Below are 24,300 nucleotides of genomic sequence, written 5' to 3'. Positions count from 1 at the left end.
AGAAATGGCTCAAACACAGGCGGCGTAAGCTAAAACGGCCGACCGACGGCTTTACGGTAGTGCATCAGACCAACTACAACGGCAGTACTTTTTTAGAAATCGAAGCAACGCCTGATTATTTAAAGCATTACCGTTCGCTGTTTCCTGACAACCGTTATCCCGAGGATTTGCCCCTGCCAAGCATTGGTTGGCATCCAATGTTTAGACCGATATTTTGTTCTGATTCTGCTGTAAGTTTTGGAAAATCATTAAAGGATATTGACAACTTAGAAAAATCATTAGAGGCTATTGACAACAACGGTCATATTAAGAATTTTCATGCAAGATTGTCTATTCATGATAGTGTATCTCTATACTTTATGCATGATAACCAAGAAAATATGAGATGTAGCAAGGAAATATCTTATATTCAATATAAAAAAAATTATTTATATAAAAAAGATTATTTTATCACCAATTAAAATTAAAAATTTACTCAAACAATTAATAGGAGAATTATTATGGCAACAGTTCAAAATGCACAAATTCGGCAGCATTTTATTCGCATGGGCATGCCTAAAAAGGAGATTGATAGCATCATGCGGGATAATGTTATTATGCAAAAGACTCATATTTTTATCAATAAATGGGGGCTATCAAGTATTCGTGTCGATCATCATGTTCCAGCCACTTATACAACGAGAAAATTAAGAGGAGACATTGAATACCGTGAGATGGTATTTGGAAAAGATTATCTTACGGCTTCTGATTATGCCCATGAAATCGAGCATGGTATTTCTGATACTCTTTATAGACTAGATCTTGCTGATGAGAGAAATCCAACAAAAAACCTTACTGCAAATGAGTATGCCCGCCGTTTTTTGTATGAAGAAGGAAAAGCCGAATACAACCGTTTTCAGTTTGATTTGCGGAACAATCCCAAAGAAACCAAATACGGATCGGATACGGCAGCAATCAAGGCGATGAACCAACAACAGGCTGTTGATTATTTTGCCCACAAAATGAAAACCCAAAACCCCAGCGGACAGCCCGACCATACTTATTGGACATGGGCGAAATCTGTATTCCTTAAGGAAACCAATCCAAACCTGCTAAACGGTAAAACTCCGGCCGAAAAGCAAAAAATTCTGCAATCAGGAATGGATGAAGCAGCGCCTGACCATCCCAACAGACTGTTTGGCGTAGGTGACGAGCGGGTTCGCTTTCAGAAAACCGATCCAAATATGCCGCTTAGTCTGATGCCGATGATGGCGCGTGGAAATCCTACGCTGATGGTGGTATTTGTACCTGCCAACAGCCGTTTGGCAGACGGTACGGTAACGACGGCTGCAAGAACAGCGTTATATTATTCTTCAGGCGGAAAGCAGGGGGCGATTGAATTCGGTATCGGTGGCGCGGGCAAGAGTGTCAGCTTCAACGATAATTTAGTAAATTACTCAAAAAGTGCGTATGCGGCACTGATTACTTCAGCCAGTAGGCTTCATTCCAATGCAGTGAACCGCTTGGCTACTTTGGTCGAACAGCAAAAATCCGAACAGGCATCAGGAAAAGGCAAAGAAATTCATAATGAAAACGAAGCTTTGAAAGCTTTGCAGGATTTACTGAACAAAGCCAATATTTCACTTGATTTGCAGGGCGGAGTGGATAATCTTCAGCAGAATTTTGACCAAATTGCCAAAAATTACCATACTCCTCTTGCTATCGAGCTGTATGGAGAAGAGTTGCTCACGACTTCGGTGGAGGATGGAGTGAGTTTTGATATGGATGGCGACGGGATGGCCGAACAGACGGCTTGGCTCAAAAAAGGCAGCGGTTTTTTGGTTTGGGATAAAAATGGAGACGGCATGGTAAACGACGGAACGGAGATGTTTGGTGAGGCAACAGTTATGTCTGACGGCAAGCGCGCAGAAAACGGCGTAGAAGCTTTGAAAGATTTGGACAGCGACAATAATAATATCATTAATCAATATGATGAATTGTGGGGCGAGCTAAGAATCTGGCATGACGAAAACAGTAACGGGAAAACGGAGGAAGGAGAGCTTTCTCTATTGTCCGACTGGGATATCCAGTCGATCTCTTTGGATTTTGCAAAAATCAATCTGAAAGATGAAGCCGATAATAAAATATTATTTGAATCAGAAGTGGTTTTGGAAAACGGGGAAAGGCGTAAGGTTGCCGATATTGATTTCCAAAACGACAAAGGAATTTACAATGAGTTGGCAGGTGAAATTTCAGCAGAGACAGCCGCTGATGTCGTGTATCCGACGGAAATTTCAACATCGGTTATACTGCCCGGAGACAATACTGCATATATCCCGGCCGTATAAACACGTTATCAGATATGGTTTCCAAAGATATTTGGCAGGATAATCCTTTTGCGTGAGGCATTCAGACGGCCTTTGCCCAATCAAACCCATTTTCGGAGGATTTTTAATGAAACTGTATATTTACGACCATTGCCCGTTTTGTGTTCGTGCGCGGATGATTTTCGGCTTGCGTGATGTGGCGGTGGAAGAGGTTGTCTTGGCAAATGATGACGAAGCCATGCCGATTGGCATGATTGGCTCAAAACAAGTGCCGATTTTGCAAAAAGAAGACGGTTCGTTTATGGGCGAAAGTTTGGATATTGTCCGCTATATCGATCAAGGCCGTCTGAAAGAGGAAGTTCGTCCAGAAATGCAGGCTTGGTTGGATAAAGTGGGCGAATACAATAATAAATTGGTACAGCCGCGCATGGTCAAAATCGGCCTGCCCGAATTTGAGACCGATGAAGCGAAAAAATACTTTATCGACAAAAAAGAGAAAAGTATCGGCAATTTCGAGACTAATCTGAACAAAACGGCGCAATATCTGGAGCGTCTGCATCAAGACTTGGCAGAACTGGAAGCGCTGGTGTGCGAAGGCGAGGGCTTGGGTGGAGAAATTAGTTTGGAAGATATCCTGACGTTCCCTATTTTGCGCAACCTGACCGTTGTGCGCGGTATCCAATGGCCGCAAAAATTGATGGATTATTTGTTGGCAATGAGCGAGCGTTCCGGCGTGGCTTTGTATTTTGACCGCGCGTTGTGATGAATGTTTGAAACATAAAAAAGGCCGTCTGAAAATGTTCAGATGGCCTTTTGGTTTAATAGGCAATCGTATCGGCAACCTGTGACAAACCGTTTTCCAACGATTCGAGCATGGCGGTATAGCCGTCGCCTTGTTGCGGCGTAATGGCGTTAAACGGTTTGCTGCGTCCGTCCGGCCATAGTGCATAACCGCTGATGGTGGTCTGCCCCTGATAGCTGCCTTGGAAGGCTTCGATATAGACTTTCAGGGTTTGACTGCTTTGGCTGCGTGAAGCAGGCACGAAGGTGCGATGCGGATTGAGGCGGTTGAGCTTGTTGCTGAGATTTGCTGACAATGCGCCATCGAGCGGTGCCGCCCAAAGGTGGTTTTTCGCTAGATTCACATGATAGGCATCGGTTTGGTAAACGAGGCCGCCGTTGGCAAGCGGTTCGGCAAGGTTGACTTTGACCGCGATTTCGTTGCCATGGGCATCAGGTCGGATGTACTGGCTGTCGGGCAGGACGAAATATTGTGTGCTTTGCGCAGTGCCGCAGGCGGCAAGCGTCAGGGCGGCGGCAATCGGGAAGAGGCGCATTATCGGCTTCCTTTCGGGATAGGGTCTTTGCTGCTGCTGTTGAAAATCAGCGCGTTGGGTTTTTCTTTCAAAGTATTAATCACGGGTTGAACGTCTTTTAAGGTTTTGTCCAAACTTTGCAGCGTATTTTGTACGTCGCCATAGATAGGCGATTGAGGCGATACGCCTTGCAGGGTTTGACGCAATTCTTTCAGGGTTTGGTTCAACTCGTTCGGAATGTTTTGTGTCTGCGGTTTGCCGACCAGTTTGTCGATAGAGCTTAGGGCAGCATTGGCAGATTTAAGTGTGGACTTGAGCTCGGCAAGCGAACCGTTCAAGCCGGCAACGGTTTTATCCAATGGCAAATTGTTGAACTTGTCTAACAAGTCGGCCACTTTGGCTTGCAAATCGTCCAAACCGCCGCCTTGGGTCGCGATAACGGTATCGCCTGCATAAACGGTATGCGGTCGCAGCTTAGGCGAGGCAGAAGGCTGATCGTTCAACTCAATCATTTTGCTTCCGGTCAGTAGGTTGTTGCTGGAGATGGTGGCGGTCAGGCCTTTGTTTAAGGCTGTCTGAAATTGTTGTTTCCAATGTTCTTTGCTTTGCTCGTCGGCATTGATTTCCAAACGGGAAGGCTCGATGCGGATGCGTACGGGAATCCAACCGTTTTCAAACAAATGCAGGCTGTCGTTGCGGTCGAAATAAGGGACATCGGAAACCACGCCGACATTCAGGCCTTTGTATTCGACAGGCGAACCGGCAGTCAGGCCGCGTACGGATTGTTTGAAAAACGCGGTGTAGTACAGCGAGCGGTCGTCAGGCAGGTTGGCGACTTCACTGCGGCTGTCATAAAGCGTGAAGCTGTCTTCGCTTTTGACGTTCTTGCTGTCGCTTGTTTTAGGCGAGTCAAAGGAAATCGCGCCGGATAGCAGGGCAGCCAGAGGGGCGGAGTTGAGTTTGACACCGCTGCCTGTGGTTTCGATATTAATGCCGCTTTCCAGCCAGAAACGGCTGGAGGAATTAATCAGTTTGTCGTTGGGGCTTTGGATGAAGATGGTGTAATGCACGCTTTGGTCGGACGGGTCGAAATGCGCGCTTTCTACTTGGCCGACCATAAAGTTTTCATACAAAACCGGGCTACTGACGTTGAGGATGCGGTCGTTTTTGCCGATCAAATTCAGGCGCAGGCCGCTTTGACCGATGGCGGCAATCGGCGGAATGTCTTGGACGACAAATACGTCTTTGGTTTCTTGGCTTTTGCCCGGTGTAAATGCAATATATGAGCCGGAAAGCAAGGTTCCCAAGCCGGTAACGCCGCTTTGGTCGATACGCGGTTTGACCACCCAAAATTGGGTATCGCTGCGGATAAGGTCTTTGGCGTCGGCACTGAGTTGGGCCGTGACTTCCACGCCTTTTTGGTCGTCGCGCAATTTGATGCGGGTAACGCGTCCGACATCGACGTTTAACACTTTAATAATGGTGTTGTTGACTTCGATGCCTTCGGCGCTGTCCATCAACAGCGTAACGACAGGGCCGCGGTTGCGGATGTCTTTAATCAAAAGCCAGCCGCCGGCAATCAGTGCAATCAGCGGAATCAGCCACACGACAGACGTGAAGACATTGGTTTTCTTGACACGCGCCGGTGCGTGATAATTGGGTGAAGAGTCGTGTTTTTTCATTGTGTTAAGGTCTGGTCAGAATCAAGGCCGTCTGAAAGCTGCTGTTGCTTGTCCCAAATCAGACGGGGATCGAAATAATAGGCCGAAAGCATGGTCAAAATAACGACCAGGCAGAAGTAAATCGCCGCACCACCCGGCACGACGCGCGCCATATTGGTGTGGAACGAACTCATCAAAATAATAATCACAAAAATATCAATCATCGACCAGCGGCCGATGGATTCGGTAATCCGATACAAAACCGACATTTTGTCCGCGCTCATCACAGGTTTAAAGTATGCGGAATAAATCAAAACCGCCATCGCAATAATCTTCAAAACCGGCACCATAATACTGGCACTAAAGATAATCACGGCAATCAATCGGTCGCCGTCGTCCCACATATAAACAATGCCGTTGAAAATCGTATTGATCTCCAAAGCCGTCGGATTTGACGAAATCATAATCGGCAGGATGTTGGCAGGGAAATACAGGATAAACGCCGCGACTAAAAACGCCAGCGAAATGCTCAGGCTTTTCGGGCGGCGACGGTATAAGTCCGCACCGCATACGCCGCAAGGCTGCTCGTCTTTATCGCGGAAATACAGGCAACGGCTGCAACAGATTTTGTCTTCAGTGGCCGTCTGAACCGCATGGCCGCCGGTTAAACGGTGAATCTTATAATAAACCCAATGCTGCGGAATCGATACCGAAGTCCGAATCAGCATGACCGACAACGGAAACATCAGATAAAACGCTGAGCCGAACTCTACTGTGGCAACGGACGAGAGCTTGATATATGCCACCAAAGTGGAAATGAAAAACACATCCACCATAATCCAATGACGCAGCCGAACCAATACGCGCGTTGCAAAGCGCAGCGCAGGGTAGGCCTTTTCGCGTATCAAGGCCGTATAAACATAAAGACAGAGCAGCAAAAACAGTAAGGGCGCGCCGAAGGTGAGGATAAACATCACTTCCGCCAGAAAACCGTAATCCAGCGAAATCAAAAGCCGCATCATTTGCGGCAACGACAAAATCGATGTCACGCCGAACAAATCCACGCGGATATACACCATATTGTACGCGAACGCCATTAGAATCAAGGTTGTCAGCGCATAGGCAATTGGCGCGATATACGGATTGTTTTCCACTTCCACAATTTCATGGTTGCACACCGGACAATGCGCTTCCTGTCCCTGACGCAGGCGCGGAATATCCATACGGCAGCCGCAATCTGGGCATTCCACCGTATGTGCAGGCAGCGTCGCATCAGGAAGATAAGACTTGTAGCGCCACCAGCGATGGTAGGCAGGAATCCGTTTCATGGTTCGGCAGGGGATAAAGAAGGTGCAAAGAGTGTCGCATTATAAAGGAAAACAGAAGGATAGCCCAAATTTAGGTCGATATTTGATTGAATTGCGGCTGCTTAATAAGGTTTGGGCCGTCTGAAAAGTTTGAAAAGACTTCAGAAGTTTATTGCTATGGACCGTTAAATTTTATTAATAGGTCTTAGTTTGGTTTATTTCCATTAGGATAAAAATAAGATATATTCTCAATATTTAAAAACACGATAATCCTTGTAGATTTGTGGAAGGTACACGGTCAACGAACCTGAAGTAGGCTAAAAATTATCTTCTTTGTTTTTAAAACGATTCTTTTCAAATTAGACGGATTTTTAACCATAAAGGCCGTCTGAAACCATCTGAAACTATTAGTCTCTTAATTCAAAGTAAACATCATGAGTGAAACCCAAGAGCTGACTTTCGCCAAACGCTTAAAAGAGCAAACCACAGTTACACACGACAGCGTTGATAACTTGGTTATGTCCGTTCAACCTTTTTCCAGCAAAGAAAACTACATCAAATTCTTGAAACTTCAATCTGTTTTCCATAAGGCCGTCGACCACATCTATAAAGATGCCGAATTGAACAAAGCCATTCCAGAGCTTGAATACATGGCGCGTTACGATGCCGTGACTCAAGACTTGAAAGACTTGGGCGAAGAGCCTTACAAATTTGACAAAGAATTGCCACACGAAACCGGTAATAAAGCCATCGGCTGGCTGTATTGTGCCGAAGGTTCTAATTTGGGCGCGGCATTCTTGTTCAAACACGCTCAAAAACTCGAATACACCGGTGAATTCGGAGCACGCCACCTAGCTCCTCATCCAAACGGCCGAGGCAAACACTGGCGCGCTTTTGTCGAGCATCTGAACGCTTTGAACTTGACTCCCGAAGCCGAGGCGGAAGCCATTCAAGGTGCGTGCGAAGCGTTTGCCTTCTATAAAGTGATTTTGCGCGAAACTTTCGGTTTGCCGGAAGGTGCGGAAGCACCTGAAGGTATGACACCGCACAGACTCTAAAAAATAATTAAATCAAACAGACAAGGTCTCGGCGTAGATGTTTGCAGAGACCTTTAATTACACTACAAAGTTTTGTTTGAACGGGTTGCTGTCTTATACCTACTCAGATTTGATTCTCTTTTAAAAATTCCATTCACCACCTAATGACCATTGATGAATATTACGCATTGCATAGGGTGCATTGCTACGGGTGTGACTATAACTATAATTCAAAGTAGGGGTAATGCCTTTATAAGATAATTTGTTGTGACTAAGATTGATAGAGAGAGCGCGCTCCCGATTGCGTTGCGGCTCCGTGCCGAATGCCATAATGCCTTTATAGCGACGGTTGGCAAATGAAGCGGTAAGTCTGCTGTTAAGCCCACCTAAAACCTGCCATTGCTGTATCCAACCTATATTGAAACCGTTGCGGTGGTAGGCTGCATTGTTCTCAATATTGTGTATGTTTTTGTTTTCAGGAACAAAGCGGTTGTATTGCCAACCGCCGAACAGAGTCGTGTTGCCAAAACGGCGAGCCAGGGAAAGATAAGTACTGTCGTGCCAACCATCATTGCGCAGTGCACGATCAGTTTCCCGATAGTTTTGGCGGTAGCGTTCCAGTGAGTAGTAAAGTTGAGTCGCATTGCCGAGATTGAACATATGCGAAAGCTGTACGCCAACTCCGTGAGCCAGCATATAAGGTGCAACGCGGCGGTTATTTTCTTTTTTGCTGTCAAACTCGCTGCTGCCTGCCAACTGTGCCTGATAAAACGGTAAAACGCTGACGGTTTGTTTGCCGTCCTTGCGTTGCCAGCCCAAATAAGCTCTGCCGAACGAATCGTCGTAAGCCGATTGGCGGTCGAAAAAATAGCTTGTGCCGCTGAGGTTGGCGCGGAGTTTGATAGCGTGATGCCCATGCAATGGGGTGAGTTTTTCGGTGTTCAATTCGTAATTCAAGCCGTTGGCACTGACAGGTAAGGTAACACTGCATGCGGTTTGCCCCCTTGTTTCGATGCAATAACGCGGAGCAGCGTTGTTGGCATTATCGTTATGCACGGGGCTGATTCCACCAGACCATTTCCATTCTGTCTGCCGTTTGACGGCTTCTTGAAAACGTTTGACATTTTCCAAAACGGGGACAGGTATATCGCGTTGCGCGGCATGACGAAAATGCATCATTGCCTCACCCAAGCGATGGTCCTGAAACTCTGCTGCTGCCAAATCCAACAATATGCGGTCGTCTGAAACGTCAGATTCATAAAGGGTACGATAACGTTCGACCGCTTCGGAAGTCCGTCCTTTCAACTTTGCCAGCAAAGCATCGGCACGCGCAATCAGTTTGGGATTGTGGTTGGGCTGTTTACGGTAAAGGGCGACAAGCGAGGAAACCAGGTCTGCGCTATTGCTGTTAAGTGCTTGAACCAGTGCGTCTTCAAGAATATGCGGGTTTGCCGCTAAAAAATCATCATTAACCAGAGTTGGTCTGCCTATATTCTCATTCTTTTCAGGCGACCTTTCCTCCTCAGATAGAATATCTAACCATTGTTTCTGTTGTACTTGTACAGCAGTATTCTGAGAAGAAATATTCTGCCGAACACCCTCTTCGGGAAATTCAGCAAAGGCTGCTGACGGCAATAGGTAGCACAAAGAAGCTGAGACAATTTTTTGTTTTATTTTTAGCATTTAAAGTCATCCGAAATATATGTATATCTGAGGGCAAATCGTTTCTAATAAGGGATTTGCTCTTATCATAAAACTGCCTGAAACATCTCAGGTGATTTTATTTTTGCATAAAAAATACAGATTCGTATTTAGATTTATCATTATAACGGCAAATTTACGAAATAAATATAACTTATTTATTTTTATAGGATTATAAATTGCGTAAATATATTTAACAGAGAGAGGATGGCATAAAGATTCACCCTAACTACTGATAGAAAAAATATTGGTATTGCTAAAATAAAATATTTGTTACACAATATTGCATATTATTAGTAATACTTATCATTATTGTATCTGAGAAGCTTGTATTTTAGAGAGATTGGTTATGAAAATTAATGTATTTATAGTGCCTATTGCAACTACCTTTATTTTGACTGCATGTGCAGGTGGAGGTGCATCTGAACCCAAAGTTCCCGTTGCTATTCCGACAGCGCAACCTATTGCCAATGTTAAGCTGAGCGATGAAAGCAATGCAGTAAAGACCATTAATACCCTTTCCGATAAAGGCGGCAGTCTGCGTGAAGCGGAACTCGAAGTGAAAACATCATGGGGCTACAGCTATACCGATAAACAATATGTCTATCAAACCCCTTCTGGTAACTATTACAACATTAGTTCATATTCTGATCCGATTGTCCCATCATATTCCAGCCCGTCTTATGCCCTTCGTACACGCCATGAAGGACAACCTTTATCTGAAGGTGGTAAACTGTTTGTCTGTTGCAGTAGTTCGGGACAATTCACCTATGCACCGGCAACCAAACAGGACCACCTCAAATTCGGCGCATGGATAAATGCAGACGGCACGGCAGACCTGTTTGTCGGCGGCAAACCCGTCGGAACGGCGAAACCGTCTTATTACACTCCGTCAGACAGTACAGTGGCAAAAGGCAAGACTACATACGAAGTTTGGGCTGTCCGCGTCCGCAACGGCAATATCGTTACCTCAACCTACGATCCGGGCAAATCCTCCGGGTCGTCTGAAAAAAACACGCCCAAACTTTCACTGCTGACAGCCAATTTCAACACCAACAAACTCGGCGGCACGATTTTAGGTAATGCTGATTACGGTCCGGACGTTGTGATGAAAGATGTAGGCATCAACGGCGTTGATTTCTCAGGCACTGCCGAATCCGATGGTAAAAACGGCAAAGTCGAAGGGAAATTTTTTGGTCAATTTAACGGCGATAAAACAGAAGTCAGTATAGGCGGTAAAGTTACCTTTGATGCCGATAAATCGTTGGATACCGTGTTCGGCGGCGTGAAGAATGATGACGACCGCAATACGACGGATACAAGTTTGACACCTGTCAGCAAGTAACTGCACATCAAGCATTCCAATAATAGATAATCAATATATATTAAGAGGCAAAAAATGTCCTTCCATTTTAAACCTGTACTGCTGGCAGCTATTGTCAGCCAAACTTTCCCTGCCTTAGCGGCCGATCCTATTCCTCAAGCTTATCAGGAGTTGAATGAAGTCAAAGTCATTGGCGGCCGCAAAGTACAAAAACTCGGTGAAGAGAAAATCCGCCGTCAGGTTTTGGATAAACAAATGGTCTCCGATGAAAGCGACTTGGTGCGTTACGATCCGGGCATCAGCGTCGTTGAAGGCGGACGTTCCGGTTCCAACGGCTTTACCATACGCGGTGTCGATAAAGACCGCGTTGCCATCAACGTGGACGGACTGGCACAAGCAGAAAGCAGGTCGTCTGAAGCGTTTCAAGAGTTGTTCGGTGCATACGGCAACTTCAATGCAAACCGCAACACGTCCGAACCCGAAAACTTTTCGGAAGTAACCCTTAACAAAGGCGCGGACTCGCTTAAATCCGGCAGCGGCGCATTGGGCGGTGCCGTCAACTACAAAACCAAATCCGCAAGCGACTATGTTTCCGAAGAAAAACCCTACCACTTAGGCATTAAAGGCGGCTATATCGGACGCAACAGCCAAAAATTCAGCAGCATAACCGCCGCAGGAACCTGGTTGGGTCTGGACGCATTGATGGTCTACACCCGCCGTTTCGGTAAAGAAACCAAAAACAACAGCGACGCTGCCGATACCGTCATCACTGACAACAAACAAAGCTGGAGTCCGAATGCTGGTATGACCAACTACGGCAGCCGCGGTGTAGCGCGCAGCAAACCTGACCCTCAAGACTGGGAAAACAAAAGCACCCTGTTCAAACTGGGTTACAACTTCAACGATAAAAACCGTATCGGCTGGATTTACGAAGATTCACGCACCGACCGCACGACGATTGAATTGTCCAATATGTGGGCGGCAGACTGGAAAGGCGACGCACTGGGCGACACCCGTTCCCGTCAAGATATTTCCTACCGCAAACGCATCGGTTTCGAATACAAAAACCAACTTGACAAAGGACCATGGGACAACCTCAACCTGCGTTACGACCGTCAAACCATCGACATGAGCACTTGGACCTGGGACTTGCCGACGGATTATGGCCGTAACGGTGTCAACAGCGACGTGTACCATATGTTCCGCAACATCCGTCAAAAAAATACCCAATTCGGTGCCGATGCCGAAAAACAAATCGACTTCTCCAAATCGGTATGGGCAATGCAATACGGATTAGGTGGCTCCAAAAACGATAACGGTAATAGCGACCATAGCTATTGGGTACGCCTATATGACCCGAAATACCAAACGTCCAACAACCAAGAATTGACTATGCTGGTCGAAAGCTCGTCCAAAAACCGTTTTGCCTACTGGAACAACACCTTCCAATTCGGCGACAGCAGCCAATACCGCCTCAATGCCGGGGTTCGCTACGACAACAGCAGCAGCAAAGCCAAGGACAACCCCAACTATACCCCTGCCATCCGCGGTCAAATCCCCTATCTTGGCAGCGAGCGTAAACACAGCGGTTTCAGCTACGGTTTAGGATTAGACTGGAAATTCACGCCGCGTCTGAATCTTTTGGCAAAATATAGCACTGGCTTCCGCGCGCCGACTTCAGACGAAACCTGGCTATTGTTCCCGCATCCTGACTTCTACCTTAAAGCAAACCCTAACCTTAAGGCAGAAACCGCCAAAAACTTCGAACTGGGACTTGCCGGCAGTGGCAAAGCCGGAAACTTTAAACTCTCCGGCTTCCAAACCCGCTACCGCAACTTTATCGAACTGACCTACATGGGCGTGTCCTCAGACAACCCCAACAGCCCTAATTATGCACCGATTTCCGACGGTACCGCATTGGTCAGCTCACCCGTTTGGCAAAACCAAAACCGTTCCTCCGCATGGGTGAAAGGTTTGGAATTTAACGGCACATGGAACCTTGACAGCATCGGTTTGCCGCAAGGCACGCACGCAGGTGTTAATGTCAGCTACATCAAAGGCAAAGCCAAACAAACCAACGGACAGGAAACCCCGATTAACGCCCTTTCCCCGTGGTCTGCCGTTTACAATTTGGGCTACGATGCTCCCTCCAAACGCTGGGGTATCAATGCGTACCTGACACACACCGCAGCTAAAAAACCGTCTGACACCGTTCACAGCAGTGATGATTTGAACAACCCATGGCCATTTGCCAAGCACAGCAAAGCCTATACGCTTTTCGACCTGACAGGCTACGTCAACTTGGGCAAATACTTCACCCTGCGCGCCGGTGCGTACAACATCGGCAACAAAAAATACTATACTTGGGAATCGCTGCGCAGCATCCGCGAATTTGGTACAGTTAATCGTGTTGATAATAAGACACATGCAGGTATAGAGCGTTTCTCTTCACCAGGAAGAAGTTACAACTTTACACTTGAAGCTAAGTTCTAAGGTAATTAGAACAGAAAGGAAGGTTGGTACAGCTACAGCACCACCAACGGGGTTGACCGCGATGGCAAAGGCTTAGACCGCTATCGCGCCCCAGGCCGCAATTACGCTGTATCGCTGGAATGGAAATTCTAAGCAGTTAACGGATAGCTAAAGGCCGTCTGAAAGTTTTGATGACTTTCAGACGGCCTTTTTTATTTAAAACGAAAATTTTAAACGGACAACAACGGATACTGCCGAACAATCGCGCGGATGATGGCGCGGTTGGGGTGCAGCGCGGTTCTCAGCCTTTGCGATAGCGGATGCGGCAAGCCGAGTATTTCGGCCGCAATGGAGGCGGCGCAGATGGGGGCTGTCGCCAGGCCGCGTGTGCCGTGTGCCGTATTGATGTAGGCATTAGGCAGGTAAGGGCAGGGGATACTGTCGAGGCGGTAGTTTTTGTCTAATGCCAGTTTGGCATAGGCAGACTGCATGGCAGCGATGTCGCCGAGTGCGCCGACAACGGGCAAATGGTCTAGGCTGTCGCAACGCAGGGCGGCATGGCCTTGTGTGTCTTGAAGGCCGTCTGAAAACGAATCTTGCTCAAACAGGGATTGTGCCAATGGCGGATTGAGCTGTTGCAGGGCGGCGCGGTTTTTGGTTTCTTCGTACGGATACCAAGTTTCATCGTTGCTGTTGAGGATAAATGTCGCGCCGTAGCAGTGGCGGCCTTGCCAGCTCGGGCTGATGTAGCTTTCGCCGGAAATGGCGCAACGCAGTTTTTGTGAAAACGGGCTGGCGGACACAACGCCGGTTTGTCCGCGGATTTGGCGGAAAGGCAGGGCGGAGACGTTGGTGTCGGCGGCAGTCGGGCTGTGCGCGCCCATACAGTAAACGATATGGCTGGCATTGAAATGCGCGTCCGGCGTGTGTACCGTCCATTGTGTACCGTCATGCGATACGGCGGTCAGCGGCGAGTGTTCGTGCAACTCAATCAGCGGATGATTCAATAAGGTATGCACGATGGCGGGCGGATTCATCCATACGCCTTGCGGCCAGTAAAGGCCGTCTGAAAATACGTCTATGCCTGCGATGGACGCAGCCTCTTTGGCAGATACGCTGCGGTAAAGGTGTTTATGCTGGTGTTGCAAACCCAAGGCCTGATTGCGTTTGCGTTCGCTGTCGTCAAAATTCAAATGCAATACGCCGTCGCCGCCCCATACGTCGGAGTCGGGCAGCAAGTCTTCCAATAATCGGCGCGTGTAGCCGTAGCCTGTCAACAGCAGCTCGGTTTGTTCGGTATCGTGTGGTGAGATTTTGGCGTAGAGCAAGCCTTGGCGGTTGCCGCTGCCTGCCTGCGCCGCTTTGCCTGCCTCCAAAACCGTAACGCGTACGCCGTGCTCCGCCAGTTTGCGCGCGGTCGCTGCGCCGGCAATACCTGCACCGATAATCAGGACGTGTTCGGGTGCGGCTTGATGTTCAGGCCGTCTGAACCAAGGTTTTAGAAGAGTAGGCGCAGATTGCGGTACGGCTTCGGTTTGCCATTCGATATGATGGAAATGTTCGTGTAAGCGGTCGGCGCGGTGTGGCGGAACCAGCCAGAGATGCACATCAGGCAATAGGTTTTCTAAAACATTGACGCTGTTGAACTGAAGGCATTTCACGGATTGAGCGAGACGGTTGTTCAGACGGCCTTCAAGCTCGGAGGGAAGATTTGACAGCGGAAAATCGGGAATATGGTTTTCAGGCAGGCAGACAATCAAATAAAGTGGCACGGTATGTTGTTCGATCGCGCGGCAAAGGGTAGCAAGGGAAGGCGTGGTGTTCCAAGCAAGGCAGGTCATGATGAAGGGCCGTCTGAAAAAAGAGGCTTTATTGTAACGCGGTTTGCGCGGATAGAATATCCGAACGTGTTTTGATAGAATCGCATGATATTTTGATTTCCAATTGATTTTCATACAGGAATTTTATGCGCCGTCTTTTATTGTGCCTTCTTGCTTCCGGCTTGCCCATCGTTTGTTCGTCCGCGCCGCCGGATAACGGCAACAAAGCCGTTCAGTCCGAACGCTGGGCAACGCCCGTCAAACACGATGCCAACCTTTATCGTATTGACGACAAGCTTTACCGCAGCGAGCAGCCTGTTGCCGAAGATGGTGAAGCCATCGTCAAGCTGGGCATTCAAAGCGTGATCAACTTGCGCTTTTTTGACCGCAACGATGATGACCATTTGAAAGAGCATGGTTTGACCTTGCTAAACCGTCCGTTGCTGTCATGGAGCATTAAGCCGAAAGAGATTGCGGAAATCCTATACCTGATTGAAAAACAACAGCAAAACGGCGCAGTGCTCATTCATTGTTATCATGGCGCAGATCGTACCGGTTTGATTGCTGGAATGTACCGCATCATCTATCAAGGCTGGCCGGTGGAAGAGGCAAAAGCCGAAATGCAACATGGTCCTTACGGTTATCACAGCATTTGGAAAAACATTGCCAACCTGTTTACTGAAGAGAAAGTCAAGCAGGTTAAAACGCACTTGGAAGCCTTGCGCAAACGCGGTTAACACTAGGATTTAAATGATAAAAGGCCGTCTGAAAGAACAAATCTTTCAGACGGCCTTTTAAATGGCAGATTGCTTAAATCACAAAATCCGTAGATGATAATTGAATGCTTTGATCCATATCGGCAGACGGGGTTTTGGAAGAGCGGCCGACCGGTTTGGCCGGTACGCCGACGACGGTAATCGAAGATGGTACGTCGGCAACCACCACGCTGCCTGCGCCAATTTTGGCATTTTTGCCGATGCGGATGTTGCCCAATATCGAAGCGTTCGCACCAATCATCACGCCGTCGCCGATTTTCGGGTGGCGGTCGCCGCTTTCTTTGCCCGAACCACCCAGCGTTACGCCGTGGAGGATGGAAATATTGTTGCCCAAGACGGCGGTTTCGCCCGCGACAAAACCGGTGGCATGGTCGAGCATCAAACCATGACCGAAACGGGCGGCCGGGTGGATATCGACGCCGAACACTTCCGACATGCGGTTTTGCAGGAAATACGCCAGCGTTTTGCGGCCGTTTTGATAAAGCCAGTGGTTGATGCGGTGTGCCTGTACGGCGTGGAAACCTTTGAAATACAACAGCGGCAGCGAATATTCATCACAAGCCGGGTCGCGCTCGTAAATGGCTTTTAAGTCGGCCTCGACACATTTGCTGATGCGGGTGTCCGCACTTAAAGCCTGCTGATAAATTTCAAACAGCGCGCGCACGTCCATAATCGGACTGCCGAGCTTGCTGGAAAGATGGTAGGCCAATACCGAATCGAGAGACTGGTGGCGCAATACGGTTTGATGCAGGAAGCTCGCCAGCATCGGCTCGGCCGCGGCGGCGGCTTCGGTTTCTTCGCGGATGGTGTGCCACAGATTAAAATCAGTTGAATTCAAATGGTCTTTTTTCATGTTTGAGGCCGTCTGAAGAATACAATCAGATGGTTATCTTACCGTTTTCCAACGTCTTTTAACAAGGCATTTGATAATCGGCATTCAAATGCTTGAAGTTTTTTCAGACGGCCTTATATATGAAACATCGAATATCAACACGCTAAAAGGATGTCAGAAATGACGGAGCATAACGAACAACATCAACACGAAGCAGAAGAAGCGGCAGCCGTAGAAACTGCCGAAACCGTTGAAACCGTTGAAACCGAACAAGCAGAACCGACTTACGAAGAACTTCAGGCGCGTGTCGCTGAGTTGGAAGGCCAGCTCAAAGACAGCGAATTGCGCGGTCTGGCAAACGAGCAAAACCTGCGCCGCCGCCATCAGCAGGAAATCGCCGATACCCATAAATTTGCCGGACAAAAATTTGCAGCAGAAATGCTGCCTGTCAAGGACTACCTTGAAATGGCGCTGCTCGACCAAAGCGGTAATTTCGATGCCCTGAAAATGGGTGTGCAAATGACTTTGAACGAGCTGCAAAAAGCATTTGATGCCACCCATATTAAAGAAGTCAATCCTCAGGCAGGCGAGAAACTTGATCCGCATTACCACCAAGCCATGCAGGCGGTAGTCAGCGAGCAAGAGCCGAACACCATCGTCAGCGTGATGAAAAAAGGTTACACATTATCCGACCGCGTTTTGCGTCCTGCAATGGTTGTCGTGGCGAAAAAAGAAGATTGAAGGCATCGCTTGATAAAGTTTATCAAGCATAAAATCTTCAGACGGCCTTATCCGGTTTCAAAACCCGATGTTCCGCTATTGGAAAATCATTCCGATAAACCGGAATCGGAAAATGAAAACCGGGCCGTCTGAAAAAAGAATAAACGGCTTGTGGATAAATAAATCAAGCACTTGAATTTAATCTTAAAAAAAATTCAAATTAGGCCTTGAAAAAAAATGAAGCAACCTTATTTACAAGCCATCGGAACGAAATGTTCCACAGGATTATTAATTAAGAAAAGTTTATTTTAGGAGCAACATAATATGGCAAAAGTAATCGGTATTGACTTAGGTACAACCAACTCTTGTTTGGCCATTTCTGAAAACGGTCAAACCAAAGTAATCGAAAACGCAGAAGGCGCACGCACCACTCCTTCCGTTATCGCTTATTTGGACGGCGGTGAAATCCTCGTCGGCGCGCCAGCAAAACGCCAAGCGGTAACCAACGCTAAAAACACTATTTACGCCGCCAAACGTTTGATCGGCCACAAATTTGAAGACAAAGAAGTACAACGCGACATCGAATCCATGCCTTTTGAAATCATCAAAGCCAACAACGGCGACGCATGGGTAAAAGCACAAGGTAAAGAGCTGTCTCCTCCTCAAATTTCCGCAGAAGTTTTGCGTAAAATGAAAGAAGCAGCCGAAGCTTACTTGGGCGAAAAAGTCACTGAAGCCGTGATTACCGTTCCTGCCTACTTCAACGACAGCCAACGTCAAGCGACTAAAGACGCAGGCCGTATCGCAGGTTTGGAAGTAAAACGCATCATCAACGAACCGACCGCAGCCGCTTTGGCATTCGGTATGGACAAAGGCGACAGCAAAGACCGTAAAATTGCCGTGTATGACTTGGGTGGCGGTACTTTCGATATTTCCATCATCGAAATCGCCAACATCGACGGCGACAAACAATTCGAAGTATTGGCAACCAACGGCGACACCTTCTTGGGTGGCGAAGACTTCGACCAACGCTTGATCGACTACATCATTGACGAGTTCAAAAAAGAACAAGGCATTGATTTGAAACAAGACGTCATGGCTCTGCAACGCCTGAAAGAAGCTGCCGAGAAAGCCAAAATCGAATTGTCCAGCGGTCAGCAAACCGAAATCAACCTGCCGTACATTACTATGGACGCAACCGGTCCGAAACACTTGGCCATGAAAATTACCCGTGCCAAATTTGAAAGCCTGGTTGAAGATTTGATCCAACGTTCTATCGAGCCTTGCAAAATCGCATTGAAAGATGCCGGCTTAAGCACCAGCGACATCGACGACGTGATTTTGGTTGGTGGTCAAAGCCGTATGCCGAAAGTACAAGAAGCCGTTAAAGCCTTCTTCGGTAAAGAGCCTCGTAAAGACGTGAACCCTGATGAAGCTGTTGCCGTAGGTGCAGCGATTCAAGGCGAAGTATTGAGCGGCGGCCGTAGCGACGTATTGCTGCTGGACGTAACTCCTCTGTCTTTGGGTATCGAAACCATGGGCGGCGTGATGACCAAGCTGATTCAAAAGAACACTACTATTCCGACTAAAGCGTCTCAAGTGTTCTCAACTGCCGAAGACAACCAAAGCGCAGTAACCATCCACGTACTGCAAGGCGAACGCGAACGCGCTTCTGCCAACAAATCTTTGGGTCAGTTCAACTTGGGCGACATCGCACCTGCACCACGAGGTATGCCACAAATTGAAGTTACTTTCGATATCGACGCCAACGGTATCTTGCACGTTTCTGCCAAAGACAAAGGCACCGGCAAAGCCGCCAACATCACCATCCAAGGTTCTTCAGGTTTGAGCGAAGAAGAAATCGAACGCATGGTGAAAGATGCCGAAGCCAATGCTGAAGAAGATAAAAAACTGACTGAATTGGTCGCTTCCCGCAACCAAGCCGAAGCCCTGATTCACTCTGTGAAAAAATCTCTGGCTGACTACGGCGACAAACTTGACGCTGCCGAGAAAGAAAAAATCGAAGCTGCGTTGAAAGAAGCTGAAGAAGTAGTTAAAGGCGACGACAAAGCCGCTATCGATGCCAAAGCCGAAGCTTTGGGTGCAGCCAGCCAAAAATTGGGCGAAATGGTTTACGCTCAAGCGCAAGCCGAAGCACAAGCAGGTGAGGGCGCACAAGCCGAGTCTTCTGCTAAGAAAGACGACGACGTTGTAGATGCCGACTTTGAAGAAGTAAAAGACGACAAAAAATAATTGATGCCGTCTGAAAAAAAGCGCGAATCGAAAGGTTCGCGCTTTTTATTTGAATTATTCATAGTAAAAGGTCATCTGAAAGCTTTTCAGACGACCTTGGTTTTAGAAATCTTGACAGACAGGAAAAAGATATAACCCATTGAAAAGACAAGGTTGGGCTAATCTGTTTGTACCTATTCTGGAAGCGATTTTTTCTTTTTGGATTTTATGTATTTCAAGAACATCAGTTCAACCAGGGTACACATAATTAACACTTCGACCCAGTCGGGAAGAAAACGGTCTACTCCAAAGAAATACTTCGGATTGATGATAAGGCTTAAAATCAAGTTCGCAAGGAAAACAGTAAAGCTGGCCGCAAAGCACATAATCAGCAATGCCTTCCAGTATTGTTTGCTGAAACTTGCGAGCAACTTCAGGTTTTTCTTATAATTTTCCCAAAAATTTTTCATGCCCTTATCCTTCTTATAAAGTTTGGGATTGTTCCGTATTTAATTTGAAGAAGAATCTTTCGAAGAAGCATCTTTCTGTTTGTACTGAATATATTTCAGGAATGTCCATATCATCAAGCTTACTGCGACGAGGCTTTCGATAATTTCTGAAAGGAAATATTCTTCCCCTAAAAAATATTTCGGATTGATCACATAGAGACTCAAGATAGTGTTCACCCCGATGACAATAAAGTTTACAGCGAAGCTGATGACCAGTAGGACCTTCCAATATTTTTTGGCAAAAGTTGCGAGCAACTGCAAGTTTTTCTTATAATTTTCCCAAAAATTTTTCATGCCGTTATCCTTCAGTATTGTTGATAAAGAATCCGTATCCCGTAAATATTTTCGGGATACGGAGTTTGATCGGCAATGATTTAATAGCCAAACGATCTTCTGGCGACAAACGAACCTAATCTGCCTCCTAAAACTCTACCTACGTTGGCTCCGATAGCACCACCGGCAGCCATACCGCCCGGTCCCGCAATCGCGCCTAACGCCATTCCGGTAAAGCCGCCGGCAAAAGCACCTGCTCCGGCACCAACCCAGCGGCCGGCTCCTGAAACCGCGCTTCGACTGAAATTAAAACCGCCGGAAACTTGTTGTAAATCATCCATGTTTAGTGTTTGCATATTAGCACTCCAAAATGAAAAATGGGGTGAAAAATAGCAAGCGTTTTCATCCGTTTGCTGTTGTATTGACAGTGCAAGTATGTAGTAGTTTTTTTGAAATTATTTTTTAAGTTATATTAAAAAATGAAAACATAACGGATAGTCAAGAAATGATTAAATTTAAATTGGTTATATCATCAAGACAGCAAGACAATATTAAAAACAAGCTTCCAAGTTGCGATAAAAGGTCGTCTGAAAACTTTTCAGACGGCCTTCGGTTTATCTGTCAAATAGCGCTTTGCCGTTTTTCTTGTGCCAAACGGGTCGGCTCCAACCAGGCAATGTTTCTTTCTGCCAGCGCATTGCGCCAATAATCCAGTTTGGTATCCAAATCTTCAGAGAAACTGTCTTGATTCAAAAGCTGAATGATAACGCCGCCGTCCGTAGCTTCGGCCAAGCGGCTGATTTGACGCAAAATGCCACGATCGGGAACAGTTTGCGTGCGTACGCCGATGAGAAGTTGCGCCGGAGTTTGTTTCAATTCGGCTTCTAATTGTTCCAAATCTTTTCTGCCGGCGACCACGCCTTTGTCTATCCATTCTTGCGCCAAAACGCCGGAAAACCAAAACGGCTCAGGCCATTCTGTTTCCAGTGTAACTGCCCATTTGGGCGCATTATTCAGCGTAATTTTGGATGAAGCGGGAACGATGTTTTCCTGAAAATCATCGGCATCGACAATTTTCGTTTGCCATGTGCGGAGGATTTTTTGATAGTAGGGCTGATTCAAATCCAAACGTTCGCGAAGGGTTTTTAAAGTAATCTTGCAAGCCAGCCAAGCAAGCAAGCGCGGCAGAATGCCGTAGCAGATAATGCTGCCGATGAGTAAACCTGCCCAAGCGCGTGCATCTTCGATATGATTGTTCAGACGGCCTGCAATTACGGCCTGACTGTCGGGAACAGGAAAGCCCAAACGTTCCGGTAGCCATGACAAAGCTTCAACCGTTTTCACCAATGCCGTATTGCTTAAAAGCGTACTTTCCCAGTTGAACGTATATTGACGCACCAAAAGCAGCAGCAAAACAGAAACCAACATTCCCGACAGCGTGCAAAGCCACAGGCCGTGTGAAGTTGCACCAATCAGCCAACGCGTTTGCGGTTTACGCCATTCATCCACATAAAGCCGCAAAATTGCCTGATTGACCGGATCTTTGCCTCGGAACCAAGTTGCCGGACTGCTGATAAAGTGTACATTTTTCAAACGCAAGAATAAAGTCGCCAGCCACACCAGCAGCATGACTGTATTCATGCCCAAAATCCCGGCTAAGACCAGAAAAAAGTTCAGCCCCTGATTGTCCATCAAAAGATAAGTGCTGGAAAAACCGACCGTAAACAACAACGTCGCCGCAACAACCCAAAGCCAAAATGAGCCTGTCTCCACCTGTTGCAATACATATTTCAAATGCTGGTCGCGGTCAATAATTTGGGCACGGCGTATCAGTTTTTCCTCGTTGCCGCCATCAATATGTCGCAACGCTTCCGTCGCTTGCACAGGATCTCCCGGAAAAATATAGGCACGTTCTTCAAGGATACGGACCAATTCGACAAGTTTTTGCGATGGATTCAACATAAATGATAGGCCGTCTGAAAGATACAATGGAAACAGCTGTAAAAGCAGTTTCGATTTCGAATGGGGTGTATAGTAGTGGAATAGATGTAAAAAAAGCAGCCCGAAAGCTGCTCATTTTTAGTGTGGTGCGGACGGAGAGACTCGAACTCTCACACCTTGCGGCGCCAGAACCTAAATCTGGTGCGTCTACCAATTTCGCCACGTCCGCACTAATTTGAACCGTGGATTATACACAAGATTAATGGGGGCGCAAAGTCTTGTTTGCTTGAATTTTTCGGTTTATCCCTTATATAATGGTTTATTCTGGCCGTCTGAAAGCAGGGTTTGTTTTCAGACGGCCTCAACTTTACTATTTGGTGAGGAAGGGCAGATGCCTGCTTTATTGATTAAAGATTTTTTGCAGACGCAAGGTTTGAAGTTGCCTGCGGATGAGATACATGTTGCTTATTTGACTACCCAGGCTGTGATTAAAATGGGCAATGCTTCGGTTGAGCGTTCGATTTTGTGGCCGTCTGAAGACGGTTGGCAGTTGGTGGATTATGTTGATGCCGAACATGAATTGTTGCTGAAACAGATTTTTATGGCTTTGGATTCGGTTGCCGAGCGCACTGAGCATTTGAAAAGCGCAGCGGTTTATACAGCGTTTCCGAAAGATGGCGCGTTGTCGCTGGTTCGACTGAGCCGTTGGGGCGTGCCGTTGGAAAATGTAATTCCAATCGACGAGCAGGCCGGACAGGCTTTTTTGGCTGTGCGTACGGCGCAAAGCGGTTGGATGAATGTTTGTCAGAATGTGGCGTATTGGCAGGAAATTGGTGAATTGTCGGCCGAACGCAATCATCCCGGTTTGAGTCAGATTTCTGTTCCTGTCTGTATGCCCAGCGGTGCGGTTTTAGGTGTGGTGCATGCCGAGTTTGATGTCAAAGACGGCGCGCCAGACGAAGTATTGGTGTCTTGGATTGCCCTTGCATTAGCCTTGGCGGAACCTTTGAAAAACCTCTTGGGCGTGACTGAAAGCGAGGAAGCGGAAAATGAGTAACGCCTTGAAGTTTGTCGCGTCATGCCGTTTGCCTACGGAATGGGGCGAATTTACCATGCACGGCTTTGAAGAAGAGGGTGGTCAGGAGCATGTCGCATTGACGATGGGCGATGTTTCAGACGGCCTGCCTGTGTTGTCGCGTATTCATTCCGAGTGCTTGACCGGCGATGCTTTATTTTCGGTGAAATGTGATTGCGGCCCTCAGCTTCAAGCGGCGATGCAGGCCGTTCAGAAAGAAGGGCGTGGCGTTATCGTATATTTGCGCCAAGAAGGCAGGGGCATTGGTTTGATAAACAAAATCCGTGCTTATCGTCTGCAAGATCAGGGCTTGGATACGGTCGAAGCCAATGTTGCACTCGGCCTTCCTGTTGATGCACGCGACTTTACTTTGGCTAAGCAGATTTATGATTATCTGCATATTCGTGAAGTCAAGTTGTTGACCAATAATCCTGAAAAAATCCAAACATTGAAAGATTCCGGCATTAATGTGGTCGAACGGATTGCATTACATGTCGGCGAAAATGTGGAAAATGAACGTTATCTGCATACTAAAGCGGATAAATTGGGACATTTGATTTTTGATTGATGGATAGGCATAACGGTGATTTTTGTGGCTAAATAAAATATTCTATATTCTTTCAATGGGATATATTTTTATTTAAATAAAAACCTTGCGCATGGTCTGATTTTTTGATTTAATGTCGGCTTATCGGGTGATTAGCTCAGTTGGTAGAGCGTCTGCCTTACAAGCAGAATGTCGGCGGTTCGACTCCGTCATCACCCACCAAGTTTCCTTTCATTGTCTTTGACAGTGGATGCGCGGTGGTAGCTCAGTTGGTTAGAGTACCGGCCTGTCACGCCGGGGGTCGCGGGTTCGAGCCCCGTCCGCCGCGCCATTATTTAAAAAGCACTGATAATATCAGTGCTTTTTTATTTGTCTTAACAACTCAATTAAGCTGCAAAAATAGAAACAGGTAAGTAACGGAGTGTTGAAATACTGTTTAACCTTAATTTCT

Annotated in this window: 20 protein-coding genes, 3 tRNA genes and 1 pseudogene; 13 read left to right on the top strand and 11 right to left on the bottom strand. The window is 47.0% G+C overall.

The window, feature by feature from the left end; translation table 11 throughout:
• The 3 genes and pseudogenes from ACTHSN_RS08845 to grxB all read left to right on the top strand — a co-directional run.
• Nucleotides 1-461, top strand: a pseudogene (locus ACTHSN_RS08845) (hypothetical protein); the annotation flags it as partial.
• 39 nt (nucleotides 462-500) lie between these two features.
• Entirely contained in the window at nucleotides 501-2,327 is a 1,827-nt protein-coding gene (locus ACTHSN_RS08840) for a hypothetical protein (RefSeq protein WP_225905466.1), read from the top strand.
• 106 nt (nucleotides 2,328-2,433) lie between these two features.
• A complete protein-coding gene (gene grxB, locus ACTHSN_RS08835) occupies nucleotides 2,434-3,069 on the top strand; it encodes a GrxB family glutaredoxin (protein WP_107769234.1) in 636 nt (211 codons plus the stop codon).
• A 55-nt stretch (nucleotides 3,070-3,124) separates the two neighbouring features.
• On the opposite strand, the gene ACTHSN_RS08830 is transcribed toward grxB, so the two are convergent.
• From ACTHSN_RS08830 to ACTHSN_RS08820, 3 genes are read right to left on the bottom strand one after another with little or no spacing between them, the layout of a single operon-like run.
• The gene (locus ACTHSN_RS08830; RefSeq protein ID WP_070461956.1) at nucleotides 3,125-3,643 is read right to left on the bottom strand and encodes a PqiC family protein; all 519 of its coding nucleotides are present in this window, start codon (nucleotides 3,641-3,643) and stop codon (nucleotides 3,125-3,127) included.
• Nucleotides 3,643-5,304, bottom strand: coding sequence for an intermembrane transport protein PqiB (gene pqiB / locus ACTHSN_RS08825; RefSeq protein WP_070461959.1), 1,662 nt, complete (start codon nucleotides 5,302-5,304; stop codon nucleotides 3,643-3,645). Before pqiB ends, ACTHSN_RS08830 begins: the two co-directional genes overlap by 1 nt.
• Entirely contained in the window at nucleotides 5,301-6,611 is a 1,311-nt protein-coding gene (locus ACTHSN_RS08820) for a paraquat-inducible protein A (protein ID WP_083290081.1), read from the bottom strand. The genes pqiB and ACTHSN_RS08820 overlap by 4 nt, the downstream gene beginning before the upstream one ends.
• 413 nt (nucleotides 6,612-7,024) lie before the next feature.
• Here ACTHSN_RS08820 and ACTHSN_RS08815 point away from each other — a divergent pair, with 413 nt between their 5' ends.
• On the top strand, nucleotides 7,025-7,648 hold the full coding sequence (locus tag ACTHSN_RS08815; protein WP_070461963.1) for a biliverdin-producing heme oxygenase: 624 nt from the start codon (nucleotides 7,025-7,027) through the stop codon (nucleotides 7,646-7,648).
• A gap of 120 nt (nucleotides 7,649-7,768) precedes the next feature.
• Here ACTHSN_RS08815 and ACTHSN_RS08810 read toward each other — a convergent pair whose 3' ends face one another.
• Nucleotides 7,769-9,310 carry a surface lipoprotein assembly modifier gene (locus tag ACTHSN_RS08810; protein ID WP_070461965.1) on the bottom strand — a complete coding sequence of 514 codons (1,542 nt, stop codon included), beginning with the start codon at nucleotides 9,308-9,310 and terminating at the stop codon, nucleotides 7,769-7,771.
• 367 nt (nucleotides 9,311-9,677) lie between these two features.
• On the opposite strand from ACTHSN_RS08810, the gene ACTHSN_RS08805 reads away from it, so the two are divergent.
• Both ACTHSN_RS08805 and ACTHSN_RS08800 read left to right on the top strand, forming a co-directional pair.
• Nucleotides 9,678-10,673: a Slam-dependent surface lipoprotein gene (locus ACTHSN_RS08805; RefSeq protein WP_070461967.1), complete on the top strand. Its 996-nt coding sequence runs from the start codon at nucleotides 9,678-9,680 to the stop codon at nucleotides 10,671-10,673.
• Nucleotides 10,674-10,727: 54 nt separating this feature from the next.
• Nucleotides 10,728-13,145 (top strand): TonB-dependent hemoglobin/transferrin/lactoferrin family receptor, encoded by a 2,418-nt coding sequence (locus ACTHSN_RS08800; protein WP_070461969.1) that lies wholly within the window; start codon nucleotides 10,728-10,730, stop codon nucleotides 13,143-13,145.
• A gap of 209 nt (nucleotides 13,146-13,354) precedes the next feature.
• Here ACTHSN_RS08800 and mnmC read toward each other — a convergent pair whose 3' ends face one another.
• Entirely contained in the window at nucleotides 13,355-14,965 is a 1,611-nt protein-coding gene (gene mnmC / locus ACTHSN_RS08795) for an FAD-dependent 5-carboxymethylaminomethyl-2-thiouridine(34) oxidoreductase MnmC (protein ID WP_440365269.1), read from the bottom strand.
• 125 nt (nucleotides 14,966-15,090) lie between these two features.
• Between mnmC and ACTHSN_RS08790 the strand changes: the two genes are divergently transcribed.
• Nucleotides 15,091-15,681, top strand: coding sequence for a tyrosine-protein phosphatase (locus tag ACTHSN_RS08790; protein WP_293208561.1), 591 nt, complete (start codon nucleotides 15,091-15,093; stop codon nucleotides 15,679-15,681).
• A gap of 73 nt (nucleotides 15,682-15,754) precedes the next feature.
• Here ACTHSN_RS08790 and cysE read toward each other — a convergent pair whose 3' ends face one another.
• Complete coding sequence (gene cysE / locus ACTHSN_RS08785; RefSeq protein WP_003747509.1) at nucleotides 15,755-16,573, bottom strand: serine O-acetyltransferase; 819 nt, start codon at nucleotides 16,571-16,573, stop codon at nucleotides 15,755-15,757.
• Between the two features lie 150 nt (nucleotides 16,574-16,723).
• Here cysE and grpE point away from each other — a divergent pair, with 150 nt between their 5' ends.
• Both grpE and dnaK read left to right on the top strand, forming a co-directional pair.
• The gene (gene grpE, locus ACTHSN_RS08780; protein WP_440365268.1) at nucleotides 16,724-17,293 is read left to right on the top strand and encodes a nucleotide exchange factor GrpE; all 570 of its coding nucleotides are present in this window, start codon (nucleotides 16,724-16,726) and stop codon (nucleotides 17,291-17,293) included.
• A 303-nt stretch (nucleotides 17,294-17,596) separates the two neighbouring features.
• Complete coding sequence (dnaK, locus tag ACTHSN_RS08775; protein WP_440365267.1) at nucleotides 17,597-19,525, top strand: molecular chaperone DnaK; 1,929 nt, start codon at nucleotides 17,597-17,599, stop codon at nucleotides 19,523-19,525.
• A 173-nt stretch (nucleotides 19,526-19,698) separates the two neighbouring features.
• Here the strand turns inward: dnaK and ACTHSN_RS08770 are convergent, their stop codons facing one another.
• The 5 genes from ACTHSN_RS08770 to ACTHSN_RS08750 all read right to left on the bottom strand — a co-directional run bounded on the left by ACTHSN_RS08770 (nucleotide 19,699) and on the right by ACTHSN_RS08750 (nucleotide 22,456).
• Nucleotides 19,699-19,974, bottom strand: coding sequence for a hypothetical protein (locus ACTHSN_RS08770; RefSeq protein ID WP_070646718.1), 276 nt, complete (start codon nucleotides 19,972-19,974; stop codon nucleotides 19,699-19,701).
• A 39-nt stretch (nucleotides 19,975-20,013) separates the two neighbouring features.
• The gene (locus tag ACTHSN_RS08765; protein ID WP_070583845.1) at nucleotides 20,014-20,307 is read right to left on the bottom strand and encodes a hypothetical protein; all 294 of its coding nucleotides are present in this window, start codon (nucleotides 20,305-20,307) and stop codon (nucleotides 20,014-20,016) included.
• A gap of 80 nt (nucleotides 20,308-20,387) precedes the next feature.
• The gene (locus ACTHSN_RS08760) at nucleotides 20,388-20,642 is read right to left on the bottom strand and encodes a hypothetical protein (RefSeq protein ID WP_070646719.1); all 255 of its coding nucleotides are present in this window, start codon (nucleotides 20,640-20,642) and stop codon (nucleotides 20,388-20,390) included.
• 265 nt (nucleotides 20,643-20,907) lie between these two features.
• Nucleotides 20,908-22,248 (bottom strand): DUF2868 domain-containing protein, encoded by a 1,341-nt coding sequence (locus tag ACTHSN_RS08755; RefSeq protein ID WP_440365266.1) that lies wholly within the window; start codon nucleotides 22,246-22,248, stop codon nucleotides 20,908-20,910.
• Nucleotides 22,249-22,371: 123 nt separating this feature from the next.
• A tRNA-Leu gene (locus ACTHSN_RS08750) sits at nucleotides 22,372-22,456 on the bottom strand.
• Between the two features lie 162 nt (nucleotides 22,457-22,618).
• On the opposite strand from ACTHSN_RS08750, the gene ACTHSN_RS08745 reads away from it, so the two are divergent.
• From ACTHSN_RS08745 to ACTHSN_RS08730, 4 genes are all read left to right on the top strand, one after another.
• The gene (locus ACTHSN_RS08745) at nucleotides 22,619-23,284 is read left to right on the top strand and encodes a hypothetical protein (protein WP_070461982.1); all 666 of its coding nucleotides are present in this window, start codon (nucleotides 22,619-22,621) and stop codon (nucleotides 23,282-23,284) included.
• A complete protein-coding gene (gene ribA / locus ACTHSN_RS08740; RefSeq protein ID WP_063068903.1) occupies nucleotides 23,277-23,870 on the top strand; it encodes a GTP cyclohydrolase II in 594 nt (197 codons plus the stop codon). Before ACTHSN_RS08745 ends, ribA begins: the two co-directional genes overlap by 8 nt.
• A gap of 125 nt (nucleotides 23,871-23,995) precedes the next feature.
• Nucleotides 23,996-24,071 (top strand) — tRNA-Val (locus ACTHSN_RS08735).
• A gap of 32 nt (nucleotides 24,072-24,103) precedes the next feature.
• A tRNA-Asp gene (locus tag ACTHSN_RS08730) sits at nucleotides 24,104-24,180 on the top strand.
• The last annotated feature ends 120 nt before the right edge of the window (nucleotides 24,181-24,300 follow it).

It is taken from the genome of Neisseria sp. P0009.S010, from assembly GCF_051958545.1.
In the GTDB taxonomy this organism is placed as follows: Bacteria; Pseudomonadota; Gammaproteobacteria; order Burkholderiales; family Neisseriaceae; genus Neisseria; species Neisseria subflava_A.
Note: the sequence above shows the minus strand (reverse complement) of the source record. Positions and strands in the feature narration are given on the sequence as shown.

Bases quoted from the DNA above. Each gene is read 5' to 3' on its own strand.
- ACTHSN_RS08840 (WP_225905466.1), top strand. From the start codon at position 501: ATGGCAACAGTTCAAAATGCACAAATTCGGCAGCATTTTATTCGCATG.
- grxB (WP_107769234.1), top strand. From the start codon at position 2,434: ATGAAACTGTATATTTACGACCATTGCCCGTTTTGTGTTCGTGCGCGG.
- ACTHSN_RS08830 (WP_070461956.1), bottom strand. From the start codon at position 3,643: ATGCGCCTCTTCCCGATTGCCGCCGCCCTGACGCTTGCCGCCTGCGGC.
- pqiB (WP_070461959.1), bottom strand. From the start codon at position 5,304: ATGAAAAAACACGACTCTTCACCCAATTATCACGCACCGGCGCGTGTC.
- ACTHSN_RS08820 (WP_083290081.1), bottom strand. From the start codon at position 6,611: ATGAAACGGATTCCTGCCTACCATCGCTGGTGGCGCTACAAGTCTTAT.
- ACTHSN_RS08815 (WP_070461963.1), top strand. From the start codon at position 7,025: ATGAGTGAAACCCAAGAGCTGACTTTCGCCAAACGCTTAAAAGAGCAA.
- ACTHSN_RS08810 (WP_070461965.1), bottom strand. From the start codon at position 9,310: ATGCTAAAAATAAAACAAAAAATTGTCTCAGCTTCTTTGTGCTACCTA.
- ACTHSN_RS08805 (WP_070461967.1), top strand. From the start codon at position 9,678: ATGAAAATTAATGTATTTATAGTGCCTATTGCAACTACCTTTATTTTG.
- ACTHSN_RS08800 (WP_070461969.1), top strand. From the start codon at position 10,728: ATGTCCTTCCATTTTAAACCTGTACTGCTGGCAGCTATTGTCAGCCAA.
- mnmC (WP_440365269.1), bottom strand. From the start codon at position 14,965: ATGACCTGCCTTGCTTGGAACACCACGCCTTCCCTTGCTACCCTTTGC.
- ACTHSN_RS08790 (WP_293208561.1), top strand. From the start codon at position 15,091: ATGCGCCGTCTTTTATTGTGCCTTCTTGCTTCCGGCTTGCCCATCGTT.
- cysE (WP_003747509.1), bottom strand. From the start codon at position 16,573: ATGAAAAAAGACCATTTGAATTCAACTGATTTTAATCTGTGGCACACC.
- grpE (WP_440365268.1), top strand. From the start codon at position 16,724: ATGTCAGAAATGACGGAGCATAACGAACAACATCAACACGAAGCAGAA.
- dnaK (WP_440365267.1), top strand. From the start codon at position 17,597: ATGGCAAAAGTAATCGGTATTGACTTAGGTACAACCAACTCTTGTTTG.
- ACTHSN_RS08770 (WP_070646718.1), bottom strand. From the start codon at position 19,974: ATGAAAAATTTTTGGGAAAATTATAAGAAAAACCTGAAGTTGCTCGCA.
- ACTHSN_RS08765 (WP_070583845.1), bottom strand. From the start codon at position 20,307: ATGAAAAATTTTTGGGAAAATTATAAGAAAAACTTGCAGTTGCTCGCA.
- ACTHSN_RS08760 (WP_070646719.1), bottom strand. From the start codon at position 20,642: ATGCAAACACTAAACATGGATGATTTACAACAAGTTTCCGGCGGTTTT.
- ACTHSN_RS08755 (WP_440365266.1), bottom strand. From the start codon at position 22,248: ATGTTGAATCCATCGCAAAAACTTGTCGAATTGGTCCGTATCCTTGAA.
- ACTHSN_RS08745 (WP_070461982.1), top strand. From the start codon at position 22,619: ATGCCTGCTTTATTGATTAAAGATTTTTTGCAGACGCAAGGTTTGAAG.
- ribA (WP_063068903.1), top strand. From the start codon at position 23,277: ATGAGTAACGCCTTGAAGTTTGTCGCGTCATGCCGTTTGCCTACGGAA.